General features: G+C 62.1%; 14 protein-coding genes and 1 pseudogene. 6 read left to right on the top strand and 9 right to left on the bottom strand.

Going from position 1 to position 15,784, the window contains the following annotated elements:
- The coding region (locus AC5DC2_RS07935; protein ID WP_491698115.1) for a carbohydrate ABC transporter permease at positions 1-887 on the bottom strand (887 nt) is incomplete at its 3' end.
- Between the two features lie 115 nt (positions 888-1,002).
- The gene (locus AC5DC2_RS07930; RefSeq protein ID WP_491698114.1) at positions 1,003-2,232 is read right to left on the bottom strand and encodes an ABC transporter substrate-binding protein; all 1,230 of its coding nucleotides are present in this window, start codon (positions 2,230-2,232) and stop codon (positions 1,003-1,005) included.
- Positions 2,233-2,463: 231 nt separating this feature from the next.
- On the opposite strand from AC5DC2_RS07930, the gene AC5DC2_RS07925 reads away from it, so the two are divergent.
- The 3 genes from AC5DC2_RS07925 to AC5DC2_RS07915 are packed head-to-tail and all read left to right on the top strand — an operon-like array spanning position 2,464 to position 5,335.
- On the top strand, positions 2,464-3,522 hold the full coding sequence (locus tag AC5DC2_RS07925; protein ID WP_491698113.1) for a LacI family DNA-binding transcriptional regulator: 1,059 nt from the start codon (positions 2,464-2,466) through the stop codon (positions 3,520-3,522).
- On the top strand, positions 3,522-4,520 hold the full coding sequence (locus AC5DC2_RS07920) for an NAD(P)-dependent oxidoreductase (RefSeq protein ID WP_491698112.1): 999 nt from the start codon (positions 3,522-3,524) through the stop codon (positions 4,518-4,520). Before AC5DC2_RS07925 ends, AC5DC2_RS07920 begins: the two co-directional genes overlap by 1 nt.
- A 47-nt stretch (positions 4,521-4,567) precedes the next feature.
- Positions 4,568-5,335 carry a phosphodiesterase gene (locus AC5DC2_RS07915; RefSeq protein ID WP_491698111.1) on the top strand — a complete coding sequence of 256 codons (768 nt, stop codon included), beginning with the start codon at positions 4,568-4,570 and terminating at the stop codon, positions 5,333-5,335.
- 9 nt (positions 5,336-5,344) lie between these two features.
- On the opposite strand, the gene AC5DC2_RS07910 is transcribed toward AC5DC2_RS07915, so the two are convergent.
- The 7 genes from AC5DC2_RS07910 to AC5DC2_RS07880 form a co-directional block, all read right to left on the bottom strand.
- Positions 5,345-6,052 (bottom strand): ThuA domain-containing protein, encoded by a 708-nt coding sequence (locus tag AC5DC2_RS07910; RefSeq protein WP_491698110.1) that lies wholly within the window; start codon positions 6,050-6,052, stop codon positions 5,345-5,347.
- Positions 6,049-6,918 (bottom strand): NAD(P)-dependent oxidoreductase, encoded by an 870-nt coding sequence (locus AC5DC2_RS07905; protein WP_491698109.1) that lies wholly within the window; start codon positions 6,916-6,918, stop codon positions 6,049-6,051. Before AC5DC2_RS07905 ends, AC5DC2_RS07910 begins: the two co-directional genes overlap by 4 nt.
- Positions 6,918-8,429 (bottom strand): sugar ABC transporter ATP-binding protein, encoded by a 1,512-nt coding sequence (locus AC5DC2_RS07900; RefSeq protein WP_491698108.1) that lies wholly within the window; start codon positions 8,427-8,429, stop codon positions 6,918-6,920. The genes AC5DC2_RS07905 and AC5DC2_RS07900 overlap by 1 nt, the downstream gene beginning before the upstream one ends.
- On the bottom strand, positions 8,426-9,427 hold the full coding sequence (locus AC5DC2_RS07895) for an ABC transporter permease (RefSeq protein WP_024708439.1): 1,002 nt from the start codon (positions 9,425-9,427) through the stop codon (positions 8,426-8,428). The genes AC5DC2_RS07900 and AC5DC2_RS07895 overlap by 4 nt, the downstream gene beginning before the upstream one ends.
- 10 nt (positions 9,428-9,437) lie before the next feature.
- Positions 9,438-10,412: an ABC transporter permease gene (locus AC5DC2_RS07890; RefSeq protein WP_024708440.1), complete on the bottom strand. Its 975-nt coding sequence runs from the start codon at positions 10,410-10,412 to the stop codon at positions 9,438-9,440.
- A 70-nt stretch (positions 10,413-10,482) separates the two neighbouring features.
- Positions 10,483-11,280, bottom strand: coding sequence for an SDR family oxidoreductase (locus AC5DC2_RS07885; protein ID WP_491698107.1), 798 nt, complete (start codon positions 11,278-11,280; stop codon positions 10,483-10,485).
- A gap of 88 nt (positions 11,281-11,368) precedes the next feature.
- Positions 11,369-12,331 carry a sugar ABC transporter substrate-binding protein gene (locus tag AC5DC2_RS07880; protein WP_024708442.1) on the bottom strand — a complete coding sequence of 321 codons (963 nt, stop codon included), beginning with the start codon at positions 12,329-12,331 and terminating at the stop codon, positions 11,369-11,371.
- Positions 12,332-12,636: 305 nt separating this feature from the next.
- Between AC5DC2_RS07880 and AC5DC2_RS07875 the strand changes: the two genes are divergently transcribed.
- The 3 genes and pseudogenes from AC5DC2_RS07875 to AC5DC2_RS07865 all read left to right on the top strand — a co-directional run.
- Complete coding sequence (locus tag AC5DC2_RS07875; RefSeq protein WP_491698106.1) at positions 12,637-14,367, top strand: ABC transporter substrate-binding protein; 1,731 nt, start codon at positions 12,637-12,639, stop codon at positions 14,365-14,367.
- A 45-nt stretch (positions 14,368-14,412) separates the two neighbouring features.
- Entirely contained in the window at positions 14,413-15,219 is an 807-nt protein-coding gene (locus AC5DC2_RS07870) for an SDR family NAD(P)-dependent oxidoreductase (RefSeq protein ID WP_491698105.1), read from the top strand.
- Positions 15,220-15,294: 75 nt separating this feature from the next.
- Positions 15,295-15,784, top strand: a pseudogene (locus AC5DC2_RS07865) (M24 family metallopeptidase); the annotation flags it as partial.

The raw sequence follows: 15,784 nt of genomic DNA, 5'->3' as shown, positions 1-15,784 counted from the left end.
TGGCGGGTCGAGCGCACATAGAAGACGGCCGCGATGATGACGAGTGTGATCATCAGCACCGAAACGGTCGCGCCGCGTGCGAAGTCGTATTCACGGAAGGAAAGCTGCCAGGCCCAGTACTGGGCGACGTTCGAGGAATTGTTCGGACCGCCATCGGTGATCGCGGCAAACAGGTCGAACTGCTGGAGGGTGAAGATCAGGCCGAGCGACAGAAGCGCGCCGATCGTCGGGCGCATCATCGGCAGCGTGATCGTGTAGAAGCGGCGGAATGCGTTGGCGCCGTCAAGGCTTGCGGCTTCATAGAGATCCTTCGGAATGGCGGCGAGGCCGACCGAAAGCAGGATCATGTTGAAGGCCGTGCCGAACCAGATGTTGGTGATGATCACGCTCCACAGCGCAAAGTCCGGAGACGAGCGCCAGAAGATCGGATCGTCAATGACGCCGATCGACTGCAGGAAAAAGTTGATCACGCCGAAATCGCCGGCAAGAAGCCAGTTCCAGATCGCGCCGGTGACGAGGCCCGGCATGACCCAGGAGACCAGAAACAGGCCGCGCAGATAGGTCGATCCCGGAAACTGCATGTTGAAGAACAGCGCCAGGAAGAACCCGAAGATGAATTGTCCGCCCAGCGAGCAGAGCACGAAGATCAGCGTATTGCCGAAAATCGGCCAGGCCTGCGGGTCGGTGAGCACCGCGATATAGTTGTCGAGGCCGACAAAGGGACGAAAGAAGGTGCCGAGACTGAAAATGTCCACTTCCTGAAAGCTCATGATCACGTTGTAGACCAGAGCCGAACCGGAAATGGCGATCAGAAAGATGAGCGGAATGCCCACCAGCAACAGATCGAAACCGCGGCCGTCCCAAAGCGTTGAGAGCGCCTTGCGCATTGTTGAAGCTCCCTTGGGCGATTAAACGGATGAAAACCGGGATATCAGGCAAGCCTTCCCCGTCCACGCCCTTTTTGGGGCGTGGCGGGATATCCCGGATTTCAGGAAAAGCAGATTACTTTCCGGTGATCTTGTCGATCTGCGCCTGGGCCCGGTCAAGCGCCTGCTGCGGCGTCTGAGAGCCGGCGAGCGCGGACTGCAGGGCCGTCTGGATGGCCTTGGAGATTTTCGGCCATTGCGGATGCGGACCGCGCGGCTGGGAGTACTGCATCTGCTCCAGGAAGACCTGCAGCGCTTCGTCCTTGGCTTCGTTGCCTGTCGGCGGGATGTCGATGTCGTTGCGCGCCGGGATCTGGCCGAAGCGTTCGAACAGGTCCTTGTCCTGCTCGGCGAAGAATTCCAGCGCCTTGAAGGCTTCTTCCGGATGTTCCGTGGAGGAGAAGATCACCCAGTTGTAGTCGCCCATGGCGGACGAACGCGGGGAGCCCTCGGACGGCGTCGGCAGAAGCGTGACGCCCCAGTCGAACTCGGCTTCGTCGGCCATGCGGTTGATTTCCCACGGGCCGGAGATCGCCATCGCCGCGTTGCCGGCGTTGAAGGTGGCGGTGGATGCCCACTGCGTGCGCGAAACCGTATCCGGCGAGGCGAGGCCCTCGTCCAGAAGCGTCTTGAAGAAGGTCAGCGCCTCGACGCCGCCCTCGGAATTGATGTTGTCGTAGCTGCCGCCGGCCATCTGCACGAAGGGCAGGAACTGGAACGTGCCTTCTTCCGAGGCCTTGGCCGAGAAGGCGACGCCGTAAACATCGTTTTCCGGATCGTTCAGGATGCGGGCGTCCTCGACCAGTTCGTCCCAGGTCTTCGGCGGCTCTTCAATGCCGGCTTCCTCGAACATGTCCTTGTTGTAGTAAAGCGCGATCGTGTTGGTCGCCTTCGGAACGCCGTAGATGCGACCGTCCCAGGTGGCAGACGCCATCGGGCCTTCGAAATACTCGTCGACATTGATGATGTCGGACTGTTCGATCATGTCCGTCAGGTCGAGGAGCGCGCCGTTGGCGGCCAGCATTGCCGTGTCGGGGTTGTCTACGGCGAAGATGTCCGGCGCGCGGCCGACCGAGTAGGCGCGCATCGCCTCGCTCATCAGGTCGGCGAAGTTGACCTCGCGGTAGACGACGTCGATGTTCGGTTCGCTTTCGTCAAACTCGCGGGCGAGGTCCGGCGTCGGCTGGCCGGTCTTGTCGACGGTCCAGATGTTCAGCGTGACCGGTTCCTGCGCGAGCGTCGGAACGGCGGTTCCCAGGCTGATGGCAGCCGCGGAAACACACAGCATAAGTCTTGCGCGATTCATAAAATAGCCTCCCGTATAGGTTTTCCGACCGTCCTCGGCCGGTCTCGACGGATTGTGTTTAAGGTCGATAGGGGAACAGTTGCCGCATGGACCCCGTCGCGAGGCGCCGCTTCACTGTCATTGACTTAACAGCCCCGAAATCGCTAAAACACGCTCCGTAAACGTTTACGACAATAGACACGGACCGGTTCTGCTGTCAATAGAGGTACGAACCTCAAAATTGGAGAGACCATGACGGGCATTCGTCAGCTCGCGAACCACCTGCAACTTTCGATTGGTACGGTCTCGCGCGCGCTGAACGGCAAGGCGGACGTGAATGCGCAGACGCGCGAGCGGGTTTTGAAGGCGGCGGTGGAGCTCGGCTATGTGCCCAACCAGTCTGGCCGAAGCCTCAGGAAGGGGACGACAAGCACGGTCGGCCTGATCCTGACGCAAGGCAACAGCCTGGGCGAGAACAACGACAACTTCTTTTTCGGCGTGATCCACGGCCTGCAGGCCGCATTGAAGAAACACAAGCTCGATCTGGTGCTTCTTCTGTGCGCGCGCGACGAGGATCCCGACAGTTTTCTCCAGCGCATGGTGGCCCAGCGCATCGTTGATGCGGTGATCCTGACGGCGACCCGCACGCACGATGAACGCTTCGATATTTTGAGGCGTGCCAACATGCCGTTCGTGACGCTCGGACGCAGTGAAAGCCTTGGCGACGCCTCCTGGATCGACCTTGATTTCGAGGGGATTGCCCGCAGTTCTGTTGCGCGTCTCTGTCGCCGGGGCCACCGGCGCATTGCGGTGGCCGTGCCGAATGTGGATGCCAATCTCGGTCCGCTGTTCCTCGAAGGCTACCGGCAAGGGCTTGCGGATTGCGGCCTGCCGTTCGACGAGAACATCGTCTTTCATGCCGAGACCAGCGAGGAGGGCGGCTATGATGTCGCCGGGAAAGTGCTGGCAACCGAGGACCGTCCGACCGCGATCCTCCTGATTGCCGAACTGATGTCGGTCGGCCTTTATCGCCGTCTTGGCGAAGCGGGGCTGGCGCCCGGTCGCGACCTCGCCGTGATTGCCGAGCGCGAAAGTCCGGTGGGCCGTTTCCTGCTGCCGCGACTCACCTGTTTCCGGCTTGATCTCGATGCTCTGGGGCGCATGCTTGGAGAAATGCTGCTCGCCAATCTGCCGGCCTTTGCCGAGAACTACAAGGACGTGCCGAAAGGCAAGATCTGGCCGCTGGAACTGGTGGAAGGCGAAAGCGATCCGCCGCTCAGGCGCGAGGAGCGGCCTCGGCCGACCGGTTGATGGCGCTTTGGCCGGTCACGACACGGGGTCTTGACCGCAAAAGATCAACCGCTTTGGGAGAGCGGGTCTTGTCAAACCCGCGTCAATTGCCATGGTGTCGTCAGCATTTTGAAAAGACGAAGGGCAGGCTTCCAATGGCGAATATTGCATTTCTCGGTCTGGGCGTGATGGGCTATCCGATGGCTGGCCATCTGGTCAGGAAAGGCCATCAGGTGACGGTCTATAACCGCACGGCGGCAAAGGCGGAAAAATGGACTGGCGATTACGAGGGATGCATGGCCGAAACGCCGGCCGCCGCCGCGACCGGCAAGGACATCGTTTTCTGCTGCGTCGGCAATGACAACGATCTTCGTGAAGTCGTTCTCGGCGAGAACGGCGCGCTCTCGGCCCTGCAGGAAGGCTCGATCTTCGTCGATCACACCACAGCTTCCGCGGAAGTCGCGCGCGAGCTTTACGCCGCGGCAAAGAAAAAGGGTATCGGCTTTGTCGACGCTCCGGTCTCCGGCGGCGAATCCGGCGCCGTCAACGGCGTGCTGACCGTCATGTGCGGCGGCGACGAGGTCGATTTCGAGCGGGCGCGTCCGGTCATGGAAAGCTATGGCCGTTCGGTCAGGCGCGTCGGCGAGGCCGGCAGCGGGCAGCTTGCCAAGATGGTCAACCAGATCTGCATCGGCGGTCTGGTGCAGGCGCTGTCCGAAGGCATTCACTTTGCCCAGAAGGCCGGGATCGATGTCGGCATCGTGCTCGACATCATCACCAAGGGCGCGGCCGGCTCCTGGCAGATGGAAAATCGCGGCGCAACGATGAACGAGGGCAAGTTCGATTTCGGCTTCGCCGTCGACCTGATGCGAAAGGACCTCGATATCTGCCTGACCGAGGCCCGACGCAACGGCGCATCGCTGCCGGTCACGGCCCTGGTCGACCAGTTCTATGCCGATATCCAGAAGGATGGCGGCGGCCGCTGGGATACATCGAGCCTGATCAAACGGCTGAAATAATAGAGGGGTAGCATAGACGGGACTGCCTCTCGCGAAGGACATCCACGATGCTGATAGCGCAGATCACCGACACGCATCTTGTTCTCGGCGGGCGCAAGCTTGCCGGGCGGTTCGACACGGAAGCCGCGTTCGACCGCTTGATGCAAAGCCTTGCCGATCAGCCGGTGAAGCCCGACCTTATCCTGTTTTCGGGCGATCTTTGCGAAGACGCGGGAGAGGCGGAATGCCTTCATATCGGCCGGGCGCTCCGGTCACTCGGCATTCCGGTGCTGGCGGTTCCGGGCAACCACGATGCCCGCGCGCCGATGCTGAAGGGGCTCGAAGGCATGGTGGAAGAGACTGGCTCGGGGCATCTCTGCGTCGAGGACGCCTCCCGCTCCGTCACCATTCTGGGCCTTGATACGCTGGTGGACGGCGCGCCGCAGGGCGCGCTTTGCACCGCGCGGCTCGAATGGCTGGAAGACGCGCTGAGCCGGAACAGCGGCGAGGAGGTTCTGATCTTCATGCATCACCCGCCGATCGCGACGGGCCAGGGGAATATGGATGCGATTGCGCTCGGCGAAGGGCGTCCGCGTTTCGCGGAGCTCGTTGCCGGCCATGGCGAGATCAAGGGGATTTTCTGCGGTCACATGCACCGGCCGATCACCGGCAGCCTCGAAGGCGTGCCGGTCTTCATTGCGCCGTCGGCGTCCCACCAGTTGGCGCTGGACCTGCGCGAAGGTCAGCCCTACCGCTTTTCCGGCGATCCGGCGCAATACGCGCTTCACATCGTCGAGCCGGGGAAGCCAATCGTCAGCCATCTCGTGACGGTTTAGGCTGGACGCTCAGGCCCCGCCGCGCGCCGCCCAAAGCGCCCCGCGACGGATGATCTCGGTCACCTGCGGCACCTGCAGGTCGGCGAGTTCATGGCCGATCGAGCAGTAGAACACGCGGCCCTCGTCCCAGCGGCGCTTCCACACAACGGGGATGACCGTGCCCTCGATCCACCAGAGATGGTCGCCGGAAAAGGTCGTGGTTGCCAGGACCTCGTTCGAAGGGTCGGTCAGCATGTAATATTGCTCGGAGCGCAGCCGGAAGCTCCTGATGCCCTCAACGATCGGGTCGGACGGACGGCAGATGGTGACGTCGTAATCGATATAGTCTTCGCGTGGCTGAAGGTTGTCGGGCCAGCCGGGCGGGTGGGCGACGAACTGGCCGCCGATGAGGAAGTGATAGGTCGGACGATCGCGGAAGGCGTCGCCCATATGGCCGTGCCAGCCGGCAATGCCGCAGCCCTCGCCGACCAGCTTCAGCAGGCCGTCTTCCTGCGGCTTGGTCATCGTGCCGAATTCCTCGCGGTGGCCGGAACGCGCCGATGACCAGATTGGGGTGATGAGGTCGACGCCTGCGAGATCAGCAGGGCGTTCCAGTGGCTCCATCGTGTCATAGACATCGACGCTGAAGCCGTTGTCCTTCAAAAGGTCGGCGTACCAGTCGGAAAATTCGGTCGGCGCGTGGCCTTCCCAGCCACCGACAAACAGGACGGCCTTCATGTCTTTTCCTTTCGCATGAAATTGAGGATCGAGGCCATGTCGCGGGCGCCATAGCCGGCGCTTTCGGCCGCTTTCAGCGTCTCGAGCGTCTTGAGACCTTGCGGCATGGCAGTGCCCAATTGGTCCGCAAGCGCCGCCGTGACTTCCATGTCCTTGCGGGCAAGCGCAACCGTAAACGTCACGTCATGGGCGGCTTCATCGAGATAGAGCGGGCGGCGGTATGTCAGCATCGGAGCCGCCGCTGCGGAGGCCTCGATCACGTCGAAGGCCGCTTCCGGGGCGATGCCCGCAGCCTCCGCAAGCGTCATGGCTTCGGCGAGCGTCTGGTTGATGCCGTGGATCAGGGAATTGACCGCAAGCTTCATCACTGCGCCGCGGCCGCTTTCTCCGAGGAAAATGGTCCTTTTGCCGAGCGCATCGAACACGGGAAGAAGCGGCGAGCCGGTTTCCGCATCGCACCCGGCCATGATCAGCAAGGTCGCCTCTTCGGCTGCCTTTGTCGCGCCGGAGACGGGTGCATCGATCACCGTCGCGCCCGGAGGGGCCGTCTCGGCCAGGCGGGCGATATGGTCAGGGCTCAGCGTTCCCGTTTCGATGAACCAGCGCGCCCGGCTGCCGGCAAAAAGCCCGTCCTCGCCAAAATGCACCGTTTCGGAGGCGGCATCATCCGCCAGCATGGCGATGATGATGTCGGCATCATCCGCCAGTTCCCGCGGGGTTTCAGCCGCGCGCGCGCCGGTCTCCGTCGCAAAGCCTGTCGCCTTGTCGGCGGAGCGGTTCCAGACGATAACATCATGTCCGGCGCGCACCAGATTGCGCGCCATGGCCTGGCCCATGCGGCCAAGCCCTGCAAATCCGATCCGCATCAGCCCGCCCTCTCGAGGTCAAGGCCGGAGATCGCCTGGATCAGCTTGTCTTCGGAAACCTCCTCGGCGGTGAATATCTCCGTGATCCGGCCGCTGTACATGGCGATGATCCGGTCGGAGACATGCAACACCTCCGGCATTTCCGAACTGATCACGATCACCGCATAGCCCTGGCGGGCGAGCGCGCGGATCAGATTGTGGATCTCGGACTTCGAGCCGACGTCGATGCCGCGCGTCGGCTCGTCGACGATGAGAATATCGGGATGCATGGAGAGCCATTTGCCGATGACGATCTTCTGCTGGTTGCCGCCGGAGAGATTACCCGCCAGTTGCCGCCAGCCCGGCGTGCGGATGTCGAGCTTGTCGCGATACTGGTCGAAAATGGCGATTTCCGCGCCATCGGAGACAAACGGCCCGGCGGTGAGGTCTCCGACCTGCGGCAATGTCATGTTGTCGCGGCAGTTCATGCCGAGCACCAGTCCCTGGCCCTTGCGGTCTTCCGGCACCAGCGAGATGCCGTTCCTGATTGCGTCGATCGGCGAATGCAGCTTTACCGGCTTGCCCTGCAGCAGAATGCGACCGCCGCTCGGTTCGCGAAGGCCAAAGAGGGTTTCGGCGATCTCCGTGCGACCCGCGCCGACGAGGCCATAAAAGCCGACCACCTCGCCCCTTCGGACATCGAAGCTGATATCCCGGAAGAGCCCGTTACAGGACAGGTTCTCGACAGCGAGCGCGACCTCGCCCAGCTGCACATGTTCGTGGTTGCGGGTGAGGTCGAGCGAGCGGCCGATCATCAACTGGGTGATCTCGTCCTCGTTCGTTTCCGCCGTCACCAGCGTGCCCCGGCACTCGCCGTCGCGCAGGACGGTAATGCGGTCGGTGATGTTGAAGATCTCCTCCATGCGGTGCGAAATATAGATAATGCCAACGCCCTGGGTCTTGAGGTCGGCAATGACATCGAACAGCACCACCTTTTCCGCGTCCGTCAGCGAGGCGGTCGGCTCATCGAAGATCACCGCCTTGGCCTCGACGGTCAGGGCGCGCGCGATTTCCACCATCTGCTGGTTGGCAATGGAGAGTTCGCCAACCCGCGTTTCCGGCGTGAAACCGGTTCTCAGCTTGTCGAGAATGGATTGCGTGTCGTCATGCAATCGCTTCCAGTCGACAAGGCCAAAGCGCTTCAGCGGCAATTCGCCGAGGAAGATGTTTTCTGCCACCGTCAACTCGGTTGCGAGGCTCAGTTCCTGGTGGATGAAGACGACGCCCTTCGATTTCGCCTGCAGCGGCGAGGTCATCACCACCGGCTGCTCGTCGATCAGGATGCGACCGCCGTCCGGCTGGTGAATGCCGCCCAGTACCTTCATCAGCGTCGATTTGCCCGCGCCGTTCTCGCCGACGAGCGCGTGGACCTCGCCGGGGCGGATGTCGAGGGAGACGCCGTCGAGCGCGCGCACGCCGGGAAAGGTCTTGACGATCTTGTCGAGTCTGAGGGCCGGTTTGATGTCACTCATATCCTGAGCTCCCCTCTGCCTTTGCGGTTCAACTGACGGTCCAGAAACAGAACGGCAATGAGAATGAGGCCGATCACGAGATTGACGGTTTCGGTATCCGCGCCGATATAGCCGAGGCCCTTGCGCAGAAGCTGGATGGCGATGACGCCGCCGAAGGTGGAGAGGATCGAACCCGAACCGCCGGCAAGCTTTGTGCCGCCGAGAACCACAGCCGTGATCGCCCACAATTCATAAAGCTCGCCGTCATTGGGGTTGACCGACCCGCTTTCTGAGTAAAACACCACGGCGCTGAGGGCCGCGAGAAAGCCGATCAGGATGAAGTTGCGCAGGAAATGCGGACCGACGCGAATGCCGGCATTGATCGCCGCCTCGCGATTGTCGCCGATCGCATAGGCATTGCGGCCATGCACGGTTTTCGTCATCACCAGCCAGATGATGGCGGTGACGGCGAGGAAGAACCAGCTTGCCGTATGGATGCCGAGGAACTGCGCTTCTGCGAAATCAACCAGTGTCCAGTTCAGATGCGAAGTCGGGTTCTCGCCGTTATACATGAACACGAGGCCGCGATAGCCGAGCATGGCGCCGAGCGTGACGATGAAGGCGTCGACGCCGGTTTTCCACACGATGAGGCCGTTGAGCCCGCCGAGGATTGCGCCGGTCAGAAGCGCCAGCGCCCAGGAGACCGGGATCACCCAGTCGCCGAGCCCGGCAAAGATTGGCCATGTCATGGAATCCAGCATCACGATCCCGGCCAGCGCGAAGGTCGCGCCGACGGAAAGGTCGATATTGCCGTTGATCATGATCACCGTCATGCCGATCGCGATGATGCCGATCGGGACCGACTGCTTCAAAAGCAGCAGCATGTTGTCGAAGCCCATGAAGGCGGTGTCCGACAGCGACAGGAAATGGCCGGCAACGGAGAAGAAGATCAGCTCGACGAGGATGAAGCCCCAGATCGCGCCCTGCTTGACGTATTTCGTGTAATTCTGTCTGGTCATGGTCATCTCCTCACGCGATCGGCGACCAGAGACGGCCGCGCTTGGCGGCAATGTCGAGCCAGACCGCAAGAATGATGATCACCCAGGTGACGACATACTGGACGTAGAACTGGAGGCCGGCGAGCAGAAGTCCGTTCTGGATAAAGCCGAGGATCAGCACGCCGATGACGGTCTTGAACACGGTGCCGGACCCGCCGAGTAGCGACGCGCCGCCGAGGATGACGGCGGCCAGAACCTCGAGCTCCATGCCCTGGCCGACCGTGTTCTGGCTGCCGAGCGAGCGACTGGCCTGGATAAGGCCGGCGGTCGCCACGCAGAAGGAGGAGATCAGGTAGGTGAAGAACACGATGCGGGCGCGCGGAATGCCGGAAAAGGTTGCCGCGACACCATTGCCGCCGACGGCATAGACCTTGCGGCCAAACGGCGTCTTGGCAAGCAGCAGGGCAAGCACGATGGCCAGACCCGCGAAAATGACGATCGGGGAGGGGATACCAAGGATGTCGCCCTGGCCGAACACGGAGAACCAGGTGCCTTCCTTGTCGGCGATGTCCATGTTCTTGCCGCCGGAATAGGTCAGCGTCAGGCCGTAGATTGCCGACAGCATGCCCAGCGTGACGATCAGCGAGTTGAGCCGGAGGTAACCGATCAGGAAGCCGTTGAAGGCGCCGAGCGCCAGCGTCATCGCATACATGGCCGGAATGCCCAGCACCGGGCCAAGCCTGTCATGCAGGTCGAGGACGACGATGGTGGAAAAGGACATCATCGAGCCGACGGACAAGTCGAGATTGCCGCCGATGACGACGAAGGTGACGCCGAGCGCGATGACGCCCAGAATGGCCGAGGAGCGGATCACGCCCAGAATATTGTCCGGCGCGACAAAGCGCTGGTTGATCAGGGCAAAGCCGATCATGAACACCACGAAGGCGATCAGGATTCCCTGGCGGGCCAGCAATGCGCCCACATCTTTTCGGGTAAAATTCGCCACAAGCTCCTCCCAAAGCTTCCGTTATCAGGCCATTGCGGGCGCTATCCGCCCTTGTCTTCGCATGCGCGCTTCAAACGAGCGTCATGCCGCCGTCGATCATCACCACTTGCCCGGTCATGTAATCGCTGTCGGGCGAGGCGAGGAAGGTGGTCGTGCCGGTAATGTCGTCCGGCCGGGCCACCTTGCCGCGCAGAATGTCGGCCGAGAACGCGGCCATGGCCTGGCCGGGCTTCTCCGCCGCGCCGATCTCCATCAGGTCGCGGTCGACCTGTTCCCACATTTCCGTCGCCACCACGCCGGGCGCAAAGCCGGTCACGGTGATGTTGTACCTGGCGAGATCGCGCGCGCCGGACTGGATCAGCGATATCACGCCCGCCTTCGAGGCGCAGTAGGGCGCGACATTGTCGAAGCCCTGCCTGCCGGCGATCGAGGTCGTGTTGATGATCTTGCCGCCGGTCTTCTGGCTGATCATCTGCCGTGCCGCCTCCTGCATGCCGATCAGGCAGCCGAGACCGTTGACGGACATGATGAAGTTCCAGTTCTCCTCGGTCACGTCGAGAAAATTCATCGGCCGGTTGACGCCGGCATTGTTGAACTTGACGTCGAGCTTGCCGAAGACCGAGACCGCGTGGGCGATCATGGCGCGCACCTGGTCGCGTTTCGTCACGTCGACCACGGCATGGGTGACCCGCCCGCCGTTTCGCTGCGCCCGCTCGCGATTGTCTTCTGCCACCGCGGCGATCTTCTCGGCATTGATGTCGGCGAAACAGACATCGGCGCCTTCGTCCAGCAGCGCTTCGCCGATCGCGCGGCCGATACCGCGCGCCGCTCCCGTCACGATGCAGGAACGTCCAGAGACACGACCCACTGAGCCTCTCCCGTCATTTAAATTGTGATTTCAGGAATAGGGCGGGGCGCAGGCTTGCGCCTGGCCCCGCTCCGCAAGACGAAGGAGATCAAAACACCGGCTTGGTGAACTGGTCCATATTGTCCTGGGTGATCTTCGGCGTGTCGAAATAGTTGAGGAACGGCACGTCCTTGCCGTCGAGCACGTCGATTGCGGTCTGAAGCGCGGCCTCGGCGTCATCGACCGGCGACTGGTAGATCGAGCCCCAGTAATCGCCGTTTTGCATGGCTTCGTAGCCGACGGAGAAGTTGGTTGCGCCGACGAAGATGATGCCGTCGCGGCCGGCGGCCTTGGCGGCGTTGAGCGCGCCGACGCCCATATTGTCGTCGCCGGCGTAAACCCCGTCGATATCGTCATATTTTACGAGGAAGGCTTCCATCACCTTCTGCGACTTTTCCCGGTTCCAATCGCCCGGCTGGGTCTCGACCAGATCGACATTCGGGCAGACCTCCGGAAGGCGGTCCTCAAAGCCCTTGGCACGCTCGATCGCGGTCGTGTAGCCCGGTTGTCCCGAGATCTGCACGATCTTCGCCTCGTCGGCGATGCCCATGTCCTTGAACTTGTCGCACATGATCTCGGCCGAGCGCGCGCCCTGCGTGATATTGTCCGGACCGGAGAAGGAGGCGACGAAATCGAAGCCGGGCTCTGCGATGTTGGAATTGGTGACGATCACGGGAATACCAGCCTTGTGGGCCTTGCGCACGGCCGGAATGACGGCCTCGCCATTGGTCGGCCAGATGATGATGGCGTCGACCTTCTGCTGGATCAGGTCTTCCACCTGGGCGATCTGGCGGGCGACGTCGCCGCCTGCGTCGAGGACGACGGTCTCGACGTCGGGGTTGGCGCCGGCTGCGTTGATGAAGGCCTGCTCATAGGTTGTCTGATAGCTGTCGACGCCGACATTGTTCTGGGTGATGCCGATCTTGTAGCTCTCGGCGGATGCCGCGCCGGCAAGGGCGAGCCCTGCAATCGCGGTCGTGGCGGCCAAGGTGAGCCTGGCTGAAAATCTCATAGTTCGTTCCTCCCAAACGATAAACTGGATGTATTGCCTCAGCCCTCCGGCAACCGGTCGGGCCTCTCCCGGGCAATGGCTCTCATACACCACTAATTCGGCTGCAATGGACCTGCCTAAAATATCCAAAATGAATTTATAATTATCCGTATTGGATTTTTAAGCGATATTTCGGGATCGCTGTTTTGGACAAATAGGGAGGAGAGAAAATGGCATCGCCAACGAGGCGCAGGCCGGAGCACGGTTTGCCGGGACAGATGAATCAGGATATCGCACAAAATATTCAAAATGGATATGGCGCTGCCGTGGCCGGCGGTGCGGAGGCAAAACCTTCCGTTTCCGCCGAGCTGGAGGCCGTCGTGCGGTTCATGGAAGATGTGCTGGTCGAGGTCGATGACGCCACCACGCCGAATGCGCCGAACCCCTATCTCAACATGAGCCTGCATCTTCTGCGCCGGCACCTGGAAGGGCGTATGGTGATCCCGTCATCGATCATCGCGGCCTCCGGAGTGCCCTATGCGACGGCGACGCGCAAGCTGACCGAACTGCTGGAATCAGGCGCGGTGGAGCAACGTCCCCGCTCCAAAACCGGTAAAAGCGTTTCCCTGCATCCAAGCCCGGAGATGCTGGACAACTGGTGCCAGCTGGCCCGCCGCATCCACCGTCTGGCGGCCGTGCGTTTCGGCGCCGACGGCTTTACCCAGGAAAACTCGGACTATTATTTCGGCGGCTCCTACCAGCCGGGCAAGATGCTGATCGGTCCGCCGCAGGCGCTGCCGACGCCGATGAAGCTCTCGGGCGGCCTGCGCATCCTCGTCCATGGCGACCCGACCTTCATGGTGATGAGCAATCTGAAGCGTCAGTTCGAGCATCTGGTCGGCTGCAACATTCACCAACGCGCCTTCTCGATCGACCGCCTGCGCGGCGAGGCGCTGCGCAATGCCGAACGCGCCGTCAGCCGCTACGATCTGATCGCCGTCGACCTGCCCTGGCTTGGGGAGTTCGTGAAGAAAGGCGTCCTGCGCCCGCTGTCCTCCATCATGGATCTCGACAGGCTCGACCCCGGTGATTTTCACACCGCCGGGTGGCGGGCCGCCCACTGGGACGGCGTGGCCTATGGCGTGCCGAGCCAGACAACGCCGGAACTGTTCTTCTATCGCCGCGACCTGTTCGCGGAAGCCGCCCTTGAGCCGCCGGAAACGACGGAGGCTGTGCTGGAGGCCGCGGCCCGCCTGCATGACCCGCGCATGGGCGTCTACGGCATTGCCTGGAACGCGGCGCGCGGCACGGCGCTCGGCCACACATTCATGATGGCCTGCGCCGATTTCGGCCAGCCGATCATCAACCTGAAAGAGATCGCCGGCGGTTTCGATGCCGATCATCTGGAGCGCGACGATCTTCACCCGACCATCGACACGCCGAAGGCGCTCGAAGCGGCGGAATATCTGCTGGCGCTGATGGAATTCTCGCCGCCCGATATCCTGTCCATGTCCTGGTATGAGCGCGTCCGGCCTTACGCCGAAGGCAAGGTCGCAATGGCCTACGGCTACACGCTTCTGGCACCCTATTTCGAGCTCGATCCGCAATCGCCCGCCTTCGGCAATACCGGCTATCTGCCGCATCCGCACGGGCCGGGCGGCACGCCGATCGCGCCGGTCGGCGGTTATGTCTTCGGCGTTCCCGCCAACCTGCCGCAGGAGCGGGTGGACGAGGCGGTCGAGGCGCTCGTCGCCTTCACCTCGCCGGAAGCGCAAAAGCTTTTCATCCAGAATGGCAGCCGCACCGCGCCGCGCTATTCCGTCGGTTCCGATCCGGAAGTGCGCCGCCTGTCGCCGATCTTCGAGAGCGTCGACCAGATGTCCTGGCGCGACGAACTGCAGTTCTGGCCGCGCCCGCCAGTGCCGGAAATCTCCGACATTATCCAGATCTGCGGCCATGAGCTGCACGACATGCTGCGCGGCATCGTCAGTCCGAAACAGGCCCTTTCGCGCGCTCAGACGCGCGCGGACGAGGCCATGCGAAAACGCGTCACATAGGCTCTTTGCAAAGTCAAAGGGCCGGTCAACACGGGAGGAGAGACCATGGACCCCAACCGCCTCAAAGGCAAAAACATCCTGATCACCGGCGGCGCCCAGGGCATGGGCGCGACCAATGCCGAGCATTTCGCCGAGCAGGGCGCCAATGTCTGCATCGGCGACCTTGACCTGGAACTGGGCAAGGCGCTGGCCGACAAGATCAACGCCGCCGGCAACGGCCGGGCGATCGCGGTGAAGATGGATGTGACGAGCCGCGATGACAATGATGCCGCGGTTCAAGCCACCGTCGAGGCGTTCGGCATGATCAATGTCGGCCTGTTCAATGCCGGGGTCAACAAGCCGAAATTCTTCATGGACATCGATGAGGACAATTGGGACTTCATCATGAATGTGAACACCAAGGGCATGTGGCTCGGCATGCAGGCCGTTGCCCGGCAGATGATCAAGCAGGGCAAGCAGGAGCATGTCTACAAGCTGATCAATGTCGGCTCGGTCGCATCGCGCAAACCGCTTTACGATGTGACGGTCTATTGCACCTCGAAATATGGCTGCCTGGCGCTTACCCATTGCGGCGCGGTCACGCTTGCCGAGCACAATATCACCGTCAACGGCTATGCGCCGGGCGTGGTCAAGACGCCGCTCTGGGCGCAGCTTGACAAGGACCTGGTCGAGATGGGCTTCAAGCAGAAGGAAGGCCAGGCTTTTGAAGACCTCGCGGAGAATGCTCTGGCGCTGAAAAAGGTCTCCTATCCCGACGACGTGAAGGGTACGGCCGCGTTCCTCGCCAGCCACGACAGCGACTACATGACCGGCCAGATGATCCATATCGATGGCGGCTGGGTGATCCAGTAGCGCCGCGACGCCCGATTTGCAGACAACACTTTCAACCGAGCAGGCAGGCGATCGCGCCGCCTGAGGGAGGATTTCATGAACCGCGCACTGACACCCAATGTGCTCACCCCGCAGGACCTTCAGCCCAACTGGAACTGGGAGGGCCGCCTGCCGGCCTGGGGCCATACGTCCGTCGACTTCGAACGGCGCGTCGATCACGACCGGTTGCGCCGCTACCGGTTGTCACGCACCCGACAGGCGCTGAAGAACAGCGATGCCGGCTCGCTCCTGCTCTTCGACGTCAACAATATCCGCTACGTCTCGGCCACCAAGATCGGCGAGTGGGAACGCGACAAGATGTGCCGTTTTTGCCTGCTGACAGGTGACGACGCGCCCTATATCTGGGATTTCGGTTCCGCCGCCGTGCATCACCGCAAATTCTCCGACTGGCTGGTGCCGGACCATTGCCGCGCGGGCGTCGTCGGCATGCGCGGCACCATTCCGCCCTCCTTCGGGCTGATGAAAAAATATGCCGAGGAAATCGCCGGTCTCATCCGCGATGCCGGCATGGCCGACATGCCGGTCG

Source organism: Martelella sp., assembly GCF_984369615.1.
The sequence above is the reverse complement of the archived record's forward strand: the minus strand, read 5'-3'. Positions and strand labels throughout refer to the sequence as shown.

Excerpts from the sequence above, each read along its gene's own strand:
- AC5DC2_RS07910 (WP_491698110.1), bottom strand. The coding sequence starts at position 6,052 with ATGAAGGCCGTCCTGTTTGTCGGTGGCTGGGAAGGCCACGCGCCGACC.
- AC5DC2_RS07930 (WP_491698114.1), bottom strand. The coding sequence starts at position 2,232 with ATGAATCGCGCAAGACTTATGCTGTGTGTTTCCGCGGCTGCCATCAGC.
- AC5DC2_RS07915 (WP_491698111.1), top strand. The coding sequence starts at position 4,568 with ATGCTGATAGCGCAGATCACCGACACGCATCTTGTTCTCGGCGGGCGC.
- AC5DC2_RS07905 (WP_491698109.1), bottom strand. The coding sequence starts at position 6,918 with ATGCGGATCGGATTTGCAGGGCTTGGCCGCATGGGCCAGGCCATGGCG.
- AC5DC2_RS07870 (WP_491698105.1), top strand. The coding sequence starts at position 14,413 with ATGGACCCCAACCGCCTCAAAGGCAAAAACATCCTGATCACCGGCGGC.
- AC5DC2_RS07880 (WP_024708442.1), bottom strand. The coding sequence starts at position 12,331 with ATGAGATTTTCAGCCAGGCTCACCTTGGCCGCCACGACCGCGATTGCA.
- AC5DC2_RS07895 (WP_024708439.1), bottom strand. The coding sequence starts at position 9,427 with ATGACCAGACAGAATTACACGAAATACGTCAAGCAGGGCGCGATCTGG.
- AC5DC2_RS07920 (WP_491698112.1), top strand. The coding sequence starts at position 3,522 with ATGGCGCTTTGGCCGGTCACGACACGGGGTCTTGACCGCAAAAGATCA.
- AC5DC2_RS07900 (WP_491698108.1), bottom strand. The coding sequence starts at position 8,429 with ATGAGTGACATCAAACCGGCCCTCAGACTCGACAAGATCGTCAAGACC.
- AC5DC2_RS07925 (WP_491698113.1), top strand. The coding sequence starts at position 2,464 with ATGACGGGCATTCGTCAGCTCGCGAACCACCTGCAACTTTCGATTGGT.